Annotated in this window: 13 protein-coding genes; 2 read left to right on the forward strand and 11 right to left on the reverse strand. The window is 53.4% G+C overall.

What is annotated here, in order from left to right; genetic code table 11:
- Window positions 1–2: 2 nt before the first annotated feature.
- The 4 genes from RJP21_RS05355 to RJP21_RS05370 all read right to left on the reverse strand — a co-directional run bounded on the left by RJP21_RS05355 (window position 3) and on the right by RJP21_RS05370 (window position 3,705).
- The gene (locus RJP21_RS05355; RefSeq protein WP_160044629.1) at window positions 3–299 is read right to left on the reverse strand and encodes a YlaH-like family protein; all 297 of its coding nucleotides are present in this window, start codon (window positions 297–299) and stop codon (window positions 3–5) included.
- 55 nt (window positions 300–354) lie between these two features.
- Window positions 355–2,196, reverse strand: coding sequence for a translational GTPase TypA (typA, locus tag RJP21_RS05360; protein WP_160044628.1), 1,842 nt, complete (start codon window positions 2,194–2,196; stop codon window positions 355–357).
- A gap of 138 nt (window positions 2,197–2,334) precedes the next feature.
- The gene (locus RJP21_RS05365; RefSeq protein ID WP_160044747.1) at window positions 2,335–2,844 is read right to left on the reverse strand and encodes a hypothetical protein; all 510 of its coding nucleotides are present in this window, start codon (window positions 2,842–2,844) and stop codon (window positions 2,335–2,337) included.
- Between the two features lie 201 nt (window positions 2,845–3,045).
- Window positions 3,046–3,705: a TerC family protein gene (locus RJP21_RS05370; protein WP_310858397.1), complete on the reverse strand. Its 660-nt coding sequence runs from the start codon at window positions 3,703–3,705 to the stop codon at window positions 3,046–3,048.
- Between the two features lie 132 nt (window positions 3,706–3,837).
- Between RJP21_RS05370 and RJP21_RS05375 the strand changes: the two genes are divergently transcribed.
- The gene (locus RJP21_RS05375) at window positions 3,838–4,530 is read left to right on the forward strand and encodes a TerC family protein (RefSeq protein ID WP_310858398.1); all 693 of its coding nucleotides are present in this window, start codon (window positions 3,838–3,840) and stop codon (window positions 4,528–4,530) included.
- Between the two features lie 128 nt (window positions 4,531–4,658).
- Here the strand turns inward: RJP21_RS05375 and thiI are convergent, their stop codons facing one another.
- The 6 genes from thiI to RJP21_RS05405 form a co-directional block, all read right to left on the reverse strand.
- Window positions 4,659–5,885 carry a tRNA uracil 4-sulfurtransferase ThiI gene (gene thiI, locus RJP21_RS05380; protein ID WP_310858399.1) on the reverse strand — a complete coding sequence of 409 codons (1,227 nt, stop codon included), beginning with the start codon at window positions 5,883–5,885 and terminating at the stop codon, window positions 4,659–4,661.
- Window position 5,886: 1 nt separating this feature from the next.
- Window positions 5,887–7,041, reverse strand: coding sequence for a cysteine desulfurase family protein (locus RJP21_RS05385; protein WP_310858400.1), 1,155 nt, complete (start codon window positions 7,039–7,041; stop codon window positions 5,887–5,889).
- 148 nt (window positions 7,042–7,189) lie between these two features.
- Window positions 7,190–7,915 carry a lytic transglycosylase domain-containing protein gene (locus RJP21_RS05390; protein WP_310858401.1) on the reverse strand — a complete coding sequence of 242 codons (726 nt, stop codon included), beginning with the start codon at window positions 7,913–7,915 and terminating at the stop codon, window positions 7,190–7,192.
- A 228-nt stretch (window positions 7,916–8,143) separates the two neighbouring features.
- Window positions 8,144–8,536, reverse strand: a complete 393-nt coding sequence (locus RJP21_RS05395) for a hypothetical protein (RefSeq protein ID WP_310858402.1) — start codon at window positions 8,534–8,536, stop codon at window positions 8,144–8,146.
- 42 nt (window positions 8,537–8,578) lie between these two features.
- Window positions 8,579–8,800: a DUF1540 domain-containing protein gene (locus RJP21_RS05400; RefSeq protein ID WP_310858403.1), complete on the reverse strand. Its 222-nt coding sequence runs from the start codon at window positions 8,798–8,800 to the stop codon at window positions 8,579–8,581.
- A 256-nt stretch (window positions 8,801–9,056) separates the two neighbouring features.
- Window positions 9,057–9,563 carry a YpuI family protein gene (locus RJP21_RS05405; protein ID WP_160044619.1) on the reverse strand — a complete coding sequence of 169 codons (507 nt, stop codon included), beginning with the start codon at window positions 9,561–9,563 and terminating at the stop codon, window positions 9,057–9,059.
- A 239-nt stretch (window positions 9,564–9,802) separates the two neighbouring features.
- On the opposite strand from RJP21_RS05405, the gene RJP21_RS05410 reads away from it, so the two are divergent.
- On the forward strand, window positions 9,803–11,689 hold the full coding sequence (locus tag RJP21_RS05410; protein WP_310858404.1) for a S8 family peptidase: 1,887 nt from the start codon (window positions 9,803–9,805) through the stop codon (window positions 11,687–11,689).
- Window positions 11,690–12,007: 318 nt separating this feature from the next.
- Here RJP21_RS05410 and RJP21_RS05415 read toward each other — a convergent pair whose 3' ends face one another.
- Window positions 12,008–12,241: a hypothetical protein gene (locus RJP21_RS05415; RefSeq protein ID WP_310858405.1), complete on the reverse strand. Its 234-nt coding sequence runs from the start codon at window positions 12,239–12,241 to the stop codon at window positions 12,008–12,010.
- Window positions 12,242–12,498 lie beyond the last annotated feature (257 nt).

Genomic DNA, 12,498 nt, shown 5'->3' on the forward strand with positions numbered 1-12,498 from the left:
AACTAACTTCTTTTAGCCGCTGCCTCTGCCTTTTTCTTCTGGCGTCCTTCCACGAAATACCGGACGCGGACAAGAAGCATAAGGGCTACCGCAACAAGCAGGCACTGGATGATCGGAAGCTTGTCGTGCTGGAATATGAGCAGCATCCCTGATCCGAGCGCCATCAGGACATACAGCAAAATCTCCTTCAGCAGCGGAAGCTTCTGTTTCACGCGGAAAACTTTATTGTAAACGTACGTAATCAACACGAAAATGATAATGTAAGACACGACCGGATGCGAGGCAAACCAGGCTTGCATGTGCGGTACACTCCTTTCGGTAACGGGCCGGTCCGGCCCGTACGTTCATTACAACTTACAGATTGGCTTCGGCCATTTTGCGGTGCTTCTCGGCACGTTCGCGTTCGCTTTTGTTCAAAATTTTCTTGCGGAGACGGACCGACTTCGGCGTAATCTCGCAATATTCGTCGTCATTCAGGTACTCCAGCGCCTGCTCGAGCGAGAAGATCCGCGGCGTCTTCATTTTTACTGTATCATCTTTTGTCGCCGAACGCACGTTGGTGAGCTGTTTCTCCTTACAGATGTTGACGACGATGTCGTTGTCGCGGTTATGTTCGCCGACGATCATGCCTTCGTAAATTTCGGTTCCCGGCTCCAGGAACAGGATGCCGCGATCCTCGACGCTCATCATGCCGTAGAACGTGCTTGTCCCGGTTTCGCTGGACACGAGCACGCCTTGGTGGCGTCCGCCGACCTGGCCGCCATGCAGCGGGCCGTAGCTGTCGAATGCGTGGTTCATCACGCCGTAACCGCGCGTCAGCGTCAGGAAATGGGTACGGTAACCGATCAGGCCGCGGGCCGGAATCAGGAATTCCAGGCGGACCTGGCCGTTGCCGCTGTTGACCATGTTCACCATTTCCGCTTTGCGGGTGCCGAGGCTTTCCATGACCGCGCCCATGCTTTCTTCAGGCACGTCGATGAGCAGGCGTTCGATCGGCTCCATTTTTTTGCCGTCGATTTCGCGGACGATGACTTCAGGTTTGGACACCTGCAGTTCATATCCTTCGCGGCGCATGTTTTCGATCAGGATGCCCAAATGGAGCTCCCCGCGCCCGGAGACGACAAACGCGTCCGGGCTGTCGGTTTCTTCCACGCGCAGGCTGACATCCGTTTCAAGCTCTTTCATCAGGCGTTCGCGGAGCTTGCGGGACGTTACCCATTTCCCTTCGCGTCCGGCGAACGGGCTGTTGTTGACGAGGAACGTCATCTGCAGCGTAGGCTCGTCGATTTTCAACACAGGCAAAGCTTCCGGATGCTGCGGATCGGCGATCGTTTCCCCGATATTGATGTCTTTGATGCCGGCGATCGCCACGATATCCCCGCCGCCCGCTTCTTCGATTTCGATCCGTTTCAGGCCCTGGAAGCCGAACAGCTTCTCGATCCGGGCAGATTTGCTTTTGCCGTCCCGCATAATGACCGTCACCGGTTGTCCTTGCTTGATGATGCCGCGGTTGACGCGTCCGATGGCGATCCGGCCGAGGTATTCGTTGTAATCCATCAACGTTACGAGAAATTGCAGCGGTTCGTCCACTTTTTCCGTCGGTGCCGGAATATGGTCGACGATCGTTTCATAGAGGGCCAGCATGTTGTCGTCCTGCTTTTCGGGATCCAAGCTGGATGTGCCGTTCAGGGCCGATGCGTACACGACGGGGAAATTGAGTTGGTCGTCGTTTGCTTCCAGCTCGATGAACAGGTCGAGCACTTCGTCAATGACTTCGGCCGGGCGTGCTGCCGGACGGTCGATTTTGTTGACGACGACGATCGGGGTCAGATTTTGCTCAAGCGCTTTGCGGAGCACGAATTTGGTCTGCGGCATGCAGCCTTCATAAGCGTCCACCACCAGAAGGACGCCGTCGACCATTTTCATGATCCGTTCCACTTCGCCGCCGAAATCGGCGTGCCCCGGCGTATCGACGATGTTAATCAAAAAATCTTTATACGTAATGGCCGTGTTTTTGGCCAAGATGGTAATTCCGCGTTCACGCTCCAAATCATTGGAGTCCATGGCGCGCTCCTGCAAATGCTCATGCTCCCCGAAAATGCCGGATTGCTGCAAAAGCTGGTCTACCAGCGTCGTTTTGCCATGGTCAACGTGGGCAATAATGGCAATGTTGCGAATTTTATCTCTTGAATGCATGGTTTTATCCAGATCCTTTCCCTTTCAAATCAGTGCGGATGTCTTCACCAAAAGAAGCGCCGGGCGGTAATGCCGACGCTTCAACATATCCCTTATATTATAGTGAAATTTCAGAAAAAAACAAGTTTTTTTGTCCTGTCACCAGCCGCGGTTCCACTTGTTTCCACGGGATCGGCCTTTCCCTGCAATAAACCAAATGCCCAGCGCAATCAGCAGGACGGCCAACACGTAGATCGCGCCGGTGTGCAGCAAAGTAAAGAACAGCAGCACGAACGACACGATGCCGAGAAACAGCGCGATCAGCAGCACGCCTTCCGGTTTGGGGGATTCGAACATATGGTATTCGTATACTCCGACCGCAATGCCGAGCAAAAACACCGGCCAAAGATACGTCATGAGCCCAAAACCCCAAAAATTACAAATGGCGAACATCAAGCCGTACACCACCAGCGCGCCGCCCGGAATAAGCACATAGGCCCGGGCCCTTTTGCTGAAAAACAGCAGATGGAGCAGCAAGCCGACGATGATGATGGCAAACGGCCACAAGGTACGTCCCAAAAAACCGAACACGCCCAACTTCCCCAGCAAAATAACTACCCCGGCTATGACGATAAACAACCCCAGCCTTACATCGTTTTTGGAGGACATTTTCCCCACCCTCTTTTCTCCTGTACCTTCACGTATCGTTTCTGCACCAAACGACATGTTTTCACCCTTAGTTTATCTGAAAAAAAGCGAAAAAACCATATTCGTCCCGTAAATTTTTTACAGCCAAAGTAAGGAAAAATGTAAAATATTGTTGCCCTCGCAAACAAAAAAGCCGGCAAAAAACCGGCTCTTGCGGGAAAACTATGAACGGCGAAGCGACAGCTTCCGGAAGCCTCCGGCGGCAATGACGAGAGCGGTCACAAGCGCGGGGACAAGCTTATGAAGCTCGGGCATGAGGGAGGACAGCAACATGCCGGTCCGGGAATCCTGCAGAAGCATGTCGCCGGCGGTATATCCCAGAATGCCCGCTCCCAAATAAACGAGAAGCGGAAAGCGGTGAAGCAGCCCGACGATCAAATTGCTGCCGAAAACGACGATCGGAATACTGATGGCGATCCCGATGACGAGCAGGGCCAAGTCCCCGTTCGCCACGCCGGCGAGTGCCAGCACATTATCGAGGCTCATGATGAAATCGGCGGCCAAAATGCTTCGCACCGCCTTCCAAAGCGAAGCGGACTCGCCCATTCGTACATCGTCCTTTTCATCCGCCAGCAGCTTGCACGCGATCCAGAACAGGAGAACGCCTCCCGCTGCCTGCACGAACGGAATTTTCAGCAATAACACGGCGACGAACGTAAGGACGCACCTTAATGCGACCGCTCCGAGCGCTCCCCACCAAACCGCCTGCTTGCGCTGCCTGGGCGGCAGATTTTTGCTTGCAAGCGCAATGACGACGGCATTGTCTCCGCTCAGCACCAAATTGATCATCAAAATCTGGGCAAGCAGCCATATCGGTTCCAACAGTCAACACCCCCACACTTACTCCTATGCCTCCGTCGTCCAAGCTATGCTTGACTATAATTGAAATATTATCCTATAATGAATCCGATTTGTTAAGGCTCCGTTTACAGTCATGACGAGGAGTGACCCGATGTGGAAGCTTTACTGGCCTTTTTGGCGAAATTGATCAATATCGTATTTCTCGATCTTATCTTAGCTGGCGATAACGCCATCGTGATTGGCCTGGCTGCGAGGAACCTGCCGTCCTCAACGCAGAAAAAGGCCATTTTTTATGGAACCGGGGGCGCGGTCCTCCTGCGGATCATCGCAACGATCGTTGTGGTATGGCTGCTCAAAATCCCTTGGCTTTTGCTCGTCGGCGGCATCCTTTTGATCGGCATAGCCTACAAGCTTCTCGCTGACGATGACGACCACACCGATATTAAAGCGGGGCGCACGCTTTGGGGCGCGGTACGAACCATAATCGTGGCCGACGCCGCCATGGGGCTGGACAACGTGATTGCGGTCGCCGGCGCGGCCCAGCAAAATATTCTGCTCGTCATTCTCGGCCTGCTGATCAGCGTCCCGATCGTCGTTTGGGGAAGCACCATTTTCATTAAATTGATCGAACGTTTTACCTGGATCATCTATCTGGGATCGGCCGTGCTCGGGTATACGGCGTCCAACATGATTACGGAAGAGAAGCGGCTGCAGCCGTTTTTCGAAGAGCATCCCGCGCTACGCGTCGCTTTTATAGCGGTGGTCATCATCGGCGTGCTGATCGCCGGTTATGTAAAAAAGCGGCTGGACCAGCAAAAAAAGAAAAACGAAAGTTCGTACGGCTAAAGTAAAACGTTGGAGCGGAATGTTTGGTTCACATTGCGCTTCGGATCTTGGCAGACATGCAAAAAACCGTCTTAGGTCGCAACCCGGACGGTTTTTTTGTGTTGTTTTAAATATTGGTAATTTAAGGCTTAGAACCAATCTTCCTCGATGGCTTCCTCGCGGTCCGCCGCAATGACCGAGCTTGGCGTCAGGATGACCGTTTCGGTGCGCTGCACGGCCTCCTCCAACATCCCGGGCAGATTTTCGAGGGACGCCTCGACTCTTTCCACCACATGCAAATTCGGGTTGGTCGTCGGAGATTTCGGGACAAACAGCGTGCAGCAGTCTTCGTATGGCAGAATCGACAGTTCATAGGTGCCGATTTCCTGCGCGATCTCCACGATTTCGTTTTTGTCCATCATGACGAGCGGGCGCAGCAACGGCAGCTCCGTCGCGCGGCCGATGACGTTCATGCTTGGCAGCGTCTGGCTGGCTACTTGCCCGAGGCTGTCCCCTGTGACGATTGCAAGCGCCCCTTCGCGCTCGGCCAGCATGGTGGCGATCCGCAGCATCGAGCGGCGCATCAGCGTGATGATCAGATTATCCTGGCCCACCTGCGTAAAGGATGTCTGAATTTCCGTAAATGGAACCAGATGTATTTTGATTTTGCCCGCGTAGCCCGAAAGCACCTTCGCCAGCTCCATCACTTTCTCTTTGGCTTTCCGGCTCGTAAAAGGATAACTGTAAAAATGAACGCATTCCACTTCCAAACCGCGGCGCATCGCGGAATACCCCGCCACGGGGCTGTCGATGCCGCCGGACAAGAGCAGCATGGCCTTTCCGTTGCTTCCCCGCGGGAAGCCGCCGGCGCCAGGGATGACCTCACAGTAAATGTACGTACCGCTTTCCCTGATTTCGATCCGAAGCTCCAGTTCCGGGTTCCTCATGCTGACTTTGAGCTGTCCGAATTCGCTCAGCAGCGGCGACCCGACCAAATGGTTCATTTCCTGCGACGAATGCGGGAAAGCTTTCCATACCCGCCGGGCCGTTACCTTGAAGGTCGTCTCGTCCTTCAAATCCATTTGCTTGATAAACGCCCTGCTGGTTTCGATGATAGCATCCAGTTCCGACGGGCAGACGGCCACCGGGCTGACGGAATAAAGGCCGAACACTTTTTTCAGCACCTTGATGATCGCATTCGGGTCTTCGCCGTTCAGGACGATGTACAGCCTGCCGTATTCCTTTTGAATCGTCGCGGCCGGGAACGGCCGGATGACGGACTTCACGTGCGCCAAAACCGTTCGTTCGAACCGGCCCCGGTTTTTTCCTTTTAGTGTAAGCTCTCCGAGGCGGAGAAGCAGCATATCGTATTTCAAATTATTTCATTCCTTCCTGCCTTAACGGCTGCAAGCGGTTCACCGCAGCATTCAGCGCGGATATCAACTGCTGCAGCTCTTCATGCGTATTGGTCATGCCCATGCTGATCCGGATGGCGCTTGATGCGGCATCCCCGCTCCTTCCCATCGCCAGCAGCACCCGGCTCGGCTCGGCCGTTTTGGAGGAGCAGGCCGACTTGGTCGAAACCAACGCTCCGTGCTCCTCCAGCGAATGAAGCAGCACTTCGGCCTTCATCCCCGGAAAAGACAAGTTGACGATATGGGGAGCGCCTTCCTTGAAGCTGTTCGGCTCAAGGACGGGATGGGTCCCGATCCAGGCCAGAAGCTCGTCCCGCAACGCGCCGACCTGCGCCATGAACGCTTCCGTTTGTTCCGCGGCCATCCGCATCGCTTTGGACATCGCCACGATGCCCGGGATATTTTCTGTTCCGGCCCGCATTCCCGCTTCCTGTTTGCCACCCGTCAACAGCGGGTGAAGGGTGATGCCCTCCCGCTTGTACAGGATGCCCGTCCCTTTCGGACCGCGGATTTTATGGGCGGATAACGTATAGAGGTCGGCTTTCCACGCCTTCAAACGGACGGGAAGTTTGCCGAACCCTTGAACCCCGTCGATGTGGAACAACGTCAGCGGGTTGGCTTCTTTGACCGCCCGCCCGATATCCTCAAGCGGCTGAACGGCCCCGGTTTCGTTATTGACGTGCATGATGCTGACCAGAATCGTATCCTTCCGAACAGCGGACGCGACATGCGCTGGATCGACCTTTCCTTTGCCGTCGACGGGCAAAAACGTCACCTCGTAGCCTTGGCGCTGCAGCGCCAGGCAGGTGTCATAAACCGACGGATGTTCGATTTCCGTCGTCACGATATGTTTCCCGCGGCCGGCATACTGCATCGCCGCGCCTTTGATGGCCATATTGTTGCCTTCGGTTGCGCCGGAAGTCCATATGATTTCGGACGGCTGCACCTGCAGCGATGCCGCGCACACCTCCCGCGCCCGTTGGATCAGTCTGGCGGCATCCTCTCCCATTCGGTGAATGGAGGAAGGGTTGCCGTAATGTTTTTTCATGACCTCCGCCATCGTTTGGACGACTTCGTCATAAGGCGGCGTACTTGCCGCATGGTCCCAATATACCATGGTTGCCTCATCCTCCCGCATTGCAGTTTCCGGACAATACAAAAAGATCAAAAGGAGGGTGAGTTTTCCGAAATGATGTCATAAGCCGTTTCCCCCGTTTGATCCCGTCATTTTAACCGTTTGTTTATCGTCCTGCTCGTCTATCGTATTATGCTTCGTACTTCAACTGCGCGTCCGCGACTTTACGGATATATTTTCTCGTTTCGAGCGGCAGCATGTCAAGTTTGTCCATCAGCTGCTCGTCGGTGGATACCCCAAGTTTGGCGAGGCGGTTCGGACCCGCATTGTATGCGGCCAACGCCATGTTCACCTGACCGTTAAACCGGTTGATCTGATACGACAGGTAACGCGTGCCCGCATCGATGTTTTGCGCAGGATCAAACGGATCGGTGACGCCCAGTCCCGCTGCGGTTCCGTCCATCAGCTGCATCAGTCCCTTCGCCCCGGCGGACGACACGACGTTTGGATTAAAAGAGGACTCCGTATCGATGACCGCTTTAATCAAGGCTTCGTCGACGCCGTATTTTTCGCTCGCTTGCCGAATCAAATCGTCGTAGGCAGTAGGGCCTGATTTCGAAACCGAATGGCGCGTTTCATGGCCTGAAATATCCGAAGTTTCCGCGCTTGCCGCCTTGCCGAGCTGCTGCCACAACAAACCGTCGCGGTACGTAACCCCCGGCGCCGTCGGCGCCACCGCAGCATCGGTGCCGGATGCGTCACCGGACGAAGACTGGACGTATTGCTTCAGCATGACGCCGAAACCCGAGCCGCTCCCGCCCTGCAAAATGTCCTGGATAAGCTCGTCCCTATTTTGAATGCGGCTGTTGTCTTGAAGCGAAGACAGCTGCTTCGCGGTTGCCGAATCGATCTGCATGCTTCAATAACCTCGTTTTCGTCAAAGTAATGGAATGCTTTAGGCTATTTTATCATGCTTTCGGCAATTTACGCCATATTCCCGTGAAATATTATGTATTTTGCCATCACGGGAAGATCTTTTATCCGCAGTAATCATCTAAAATGGAGCGCCTTGGCGTCATAAAAAAAGCGTCCCTCCGCCGAGTTTACGGCAGAAAGGACGCTTTTTCGGGCTTTAGGCGGCGGATTATCGAGCGAATGGAATAAGAATAAAATAGCTTACCGTGGCCAAAATGCCAAGCCCCATTCCCCAAGCGCCCCACGTTTTTTTGCCTTTGCTGTAAGCGTAGAAGCCGGTTGCGGCAGCGATCGGCCCGAGAACGATGGACCACAGGAACAAGGATACGACGCCGCAGGCTACGCTGATGTAGCCGGCCGTTCTGCCCCATGTTTCCTCCTGGCCCGCGTCGCCGGCATCCTCATCGATTTCATACCGCGCCGATTTCGGCGGCGCTACCTCGGCGGCATATTCCTCGCGATGATTGTCGCGGCGCGGGTAATCCGTGCGCTCCCGTTTTGGTTCGTATTCCCTTTCCTCTTTCGGCTGCTCTTGCTCTTCATGTTCGCGTAAATCGTCCATCGGAATACCTCCCTGCTATGGTTGGTGACTTTGCGGACTGCATTAAGAAGATTTGGGTCTGAACGTCAGACAGCAGGTAGCGGAAGAATTCGGCGCATAGTCCTTGTGCTCGGCGAAATGTTCTTGTCCGAACTCCTCGCTGTATTTCGCGGAAGCATGCTTGTCGATTTCGATCAGGATCTGTTCCGCTTTGCAGACGTTTTGCTCGCCCCAGAAATTGCAGTTGCTGACGCTGCATTTGACGATGGTTCTTGGATCACTCATGTTTAGGTCACCTCATATAGCATTCTCCCCTTGCGGGCGACCCTGTATACCGCGATACCCATGTCAGTTGCTGGCCGGAGTTCAAAATTCATGAAACGGAAGTCTATGCGGGGAGGCTGACCATTTTCCCATTTGTTAGTGTTACATATCAGGACGGGTGGCCGTATTATAACTGACGAAGTCACACGAAAAAAAAGCGAGCGTTCGGATTTGCCTCCGAAGCTCGCTTTTGGCATATTCATTGATAACGGGCGGCTTACGCGTGAGAACGCTGGCTTTGCATTCTGCGCTCCGTCAAATAGTCGCTTTCATAATAAGTAAGGTCATCTCTGAGGTCTTCAAATACTTTCGTAATGTCCAGAATAATGTCCCGCACCGGACGCACAGGTTTCACCCGAAAACGGATCGCGTCTTGCCCGGTATAAGCGTAACGGCCATCCTCGGAATAACTTTCGCTTTTCGGATAGAAAAAGTTATTCACGCAATGGTGATATACGTTATAGAGAGCTTTCTCAGCGAATTCGGTATCGAAATTGGCGCGGCGCAGCGCGATTCCAAGCTTCTCCGAAGAAACTTCGCTAAATACTAGCAGATGGCGCAAATCCGACAGAAATCCTTTGTAAAAATGCACCGTTTCCTCGTTGGCATCCGCGGCAAGCTGCGAAAGCGAATGTTCGTTCAAAAATACCTCCAGCTTATCGATCGCATACTTCAGCTTCTCCTTCGTGGTCTCACACAACCTTTGAACATTACCTGCTGACATCGCTAATTTGCTCCCCCTTAATGATTCCTTCAGTCCAAATACTGGCATCATACAAATCAACCGCTTAACAGCATCATTTTTCCATGTACTATCCTAACACAAAACAATGTAAAGCGGTATCCCTTTTAGGGATTCCGGCCGGACAAAAACAAGCAGCCCCGCCACCCGCGATTCCAAGAATAAAATAACCCTTCTTTCCTAACGATAAAGGTAATTTCATGATCAGGGAGGTTTATCTTATGTCCCGTCGCACATGGGCGGGCATCGGCATCGCGGCCGCTGCCGCCGCGCTTATTATCGTGATGCAGATGCCCCGTTCCGCCGATACCCATACCCGCAAGGAAGCCGCGGAGCCGGTCGTTCCCACGCCGAGGCAGGAGCATATATCCAAGCAAAACCTGGTGGCCCAGGATATCGCTTCAACGGACCAACTGACCCGCCTCGACGCCAAACAGCATTTGGTTTCGATGATCGAAAGACTCAGCGAGGCCGGACCGGCTCAAATATCGGACGATATCCGGAAGCTGCAAAAATCGCATGACCATTTTACCATGATGATATGGCAGAACGCCAAACACGGCAAACAGCGCGTATATGCCGCCAAAAACGATTGGAGCGCCGCGGACCGGAAAACGTTGAAGGGATATATCGACAAAGCGGCAAGCAGCATCAACCAACAGCGATCCTATGAGTCGTCTTCTTTCAAGCTGGACGGCAAGCAGTATTTCGTCATCGCCGAGCCCTCCAAAAACAAGCCGAAGCAGGGCGTCATCGCCTTGATGAACCAACGGATTTTGATGGAAGTGGTCAATCACCAGAAGAAAAACCTGCGGCTCATACCTTATCCGAAGGAAGGCAAATTCAAGGTGGAATCGGTCCATGCCGATACGCTGCGGGATATTACCGTCCGGACGGGCCATGACAATGAAAAGGCGAGCCATTTTTACGAAAACGAAATCGTCGTTCGTTTTCGTCAGGATCCTTCCCGCCAGGAAATGAACCGGATCATGGGCGAGCTGCGGGCGGAATCGTCGCGCAAGCTGGGTTACGCTTACGTGTTTCATGCAAGCGGGATGGATTACAGCCAGTTAAAGGCGTACTTTTTGAAAAACTGGAACCCGCTGTATGTTGAACCGCATTATTTGTATATGACCAACGACAAAATCAAGGGAGCTTCAAGCACGCTTCCGAATGTGCCGAACGATCTGCTGTTCGCCAAATACCAATGGAACCTGCCGGCGACAGAAACGAACCAGGCTTGGGATTTGTCCCGCGGCAGCAGCGACATCATCGTCGGCATCGTAGATACCGGCGTCGACTTGAATCATCCCGACCTGCAGGGGCAGCTGCTGAACGGATACAACGTCATCAACCCGGACTCCGATCCGTTGGACGACGTCGGGCATGGAACGCACGTATCGGGCATTATCGGCGCTCTCGTAAACAATAACGAAGGTGTCGCCGGGATCAGCTGGTACAATAAAATGCTCCCGGTCAAAGCGCTCGATAAATCCGGATCCGGCACGACCTATTCGGTCGCCGAAGGCATCATTTGGGCGGCGGACAACGGGGCCAAGGTCATCAACATGAGCCTCGGCAACTATGCGGACTCGCAGTTTCTCCACGACGCCGTAAAATACGCCTTCGACAAGGACGTCGTGCTGGTTGCCGCCTCGGGAAACGATAATACGGAACGCCCGGGATACCCTGCCGCTTATCCGGAGGTGCTTGCCGTGGCGGCGACCGATTCCAACTGGAAACGGGCCTCGTATTCCAATTACGGGGATTATATCGACGTGGCAGCGCCGGGCACAAGCATCGCCAGCACGTACCCGGGGAACCAATATGCGGCATTGTCGGGAACATCGATGGCGAGCCCGCATGTCTCCGCGATGGCCGCCCTGATCCGTTCACGGAATCCGGATCTCACCAACAAGCAGGTGATGGACATCATGCGCAGCAGCACGATAGATTTGGGGCCCAAAGGAAAGGACAAATATTACGGGTATGGACAAATCGACATTTATAAAGCGCTGCAGGCTGCCGGAAGCACGGAAGCGCCGCTTCAGTTCTGGCCGCAGCATGTCCAGAAGAAGATGGAATCCATTTTGAAGAAGGACAAATAATTGTGACCGCCGTTTGGTGGGAGCGGTCATAAGAAAAACGTCCATCGACGTACTTTCACAGAAAGACAAACCCCGCTTAGCGGAAATTTTTACTCGAGAGATGAGAAAGCCGTCGCTTCGAAACTTACAATTTCTTGTATTTTGAAAAAAAGCAATCAGCCCTCTTGCGGCGGATTGCTTTTTTGTTCAAATCTTATTGATGTGGGAACGATGGTTTCCATGGTGCAATGTCCTTTTATTGCTTGATCCATTCCCACGGCATCAGGAAAACTCTATGCAGAGGCTCCCCGGAAACCGAAGGTCTTTCGTACCGGAAAATTAGCGTCTGCCCCGGGAACTGTGTTTCGCGCTCGTCGTTACGGGTGCTATATATTCGTCTCTTACGACATAGTTGCAGATATGCTTCGGTACGGGCACGCAGTGATGTCTTTTCACGATTTGAACCGTGTGGACGACGGGAACGACTTGGGGATAGTAAAAATCCTTGTAAACGACGGATGGATCTGTATAAACCGGGTCCGCCGGCGGACAGTGGAAGCAATGAGGATGCATTTGTAAACAGCTCCTTTCGTGATTTAGTACATTTTATTGTGGCCGAATCCCCTGTGTTTGTACGAATGTCCTTATATGGGAGGTATTTGACTAAATCAGGCTCGTCTTGCAAGTCCGCAATACACAGTTCAAAATAACTCCATGACTGGGCCTGTACGCTTCAAAACCGATTCAGTCACGTTGCGGGGACCCCGAAATGTATAAAAATAAAAAGACGGCATTCCGGTTCAACCGGGCATGCCGCCTTCAAACGAGTT

This window comes from Paenibacillus sp. VCA1, from assembly GCF_031583795.1.
Taxonomy (GTDB): domain Bacteria; phylum Bacillota; class Bacilli; order Paenibacillales; family Paenibacillaceae; genus Paenibacillus_AQ; species Paenibacillus_AQ albilobatus.

What these genes read in the sequence shown, in the direction of transcription:
- RJP21_RS05355 (WP_160044629.1), bottom strand. Translation starts at nt 299, where the DNA reads ATGCAAGCCTGGTTTGCCTCGCATCCGGTCGTGTCTTACATTATCATT.
- typA (WP_160044628.1), bottom strand. Translation starts at nt 2,196, where the DNA reads ATGCATTCAAGAGATAAAATTCGCAACATTGCCATTATTGCCCACGTT.
- RJP21_RS05365 (WP_160044747.1), bottom strand. Translation starts at nt 2,844, where the DNA reads ATGTCCTCCAAAAACGATGTAAGGCTGGGGTTGTTTATCGTCATAGCC.
- RJP21_RS05385 (WP_310858400.1), bottom strand. Translation starts at nt 7,041, where the DNA reads ATGGTATATTGGGACCATGCGGCAAGTACGCCGCCTTATGACGAAGTC.
- RJP21_RS05390 (WP_310858401.1), bottom strand. Translation starts at nt 7,915, where the DNA reads ATGCAGATCGATTCGGCAACCGCGAAGCAGCTGTCTTCGCTTCAAGAC.
- RJP21_RS05395 (WP_310858402.1), bottom strand. Translation starts at nt 8,536, where the DNA reads ATGGACGATTTACGCGAACATGAAGAGCAAGAGCAGCCGAAAGAGGAA.
- RJP21_RS05400 (WP_310858403.1), bottom strand. Translation starts at nt 8,800, where the DNA reads ATGAGTGATCCAAGAACCATCGTCAAATGCAGCGTCAGCAACTGCAAT.
- RJP21_RS05405 (WP_160044619.1), bottom strand. Translation starts at nt 9,563, where the DNA reads ATGTCAGCAGGTAATGTTCAAAGGTTGTGTGAGACCACGAAGGAGAAG.
- RJP21_RS05410 (WP_310858404.1), top strand. Translation starts at nt 9,803, where the DNA reads ATGTCCCGTCGCACATGGGCGGGCATCGGCATCGCGGCCGCTGCCGCC.
- RJP21_RS05415 (WP_310858405.1), bottom strand. Translation starts at nt 12,241, where the DNA reads ATGCATCCTCATTGCTTCCACTGTCCGCCGGCGGACCCGGTTTATACA.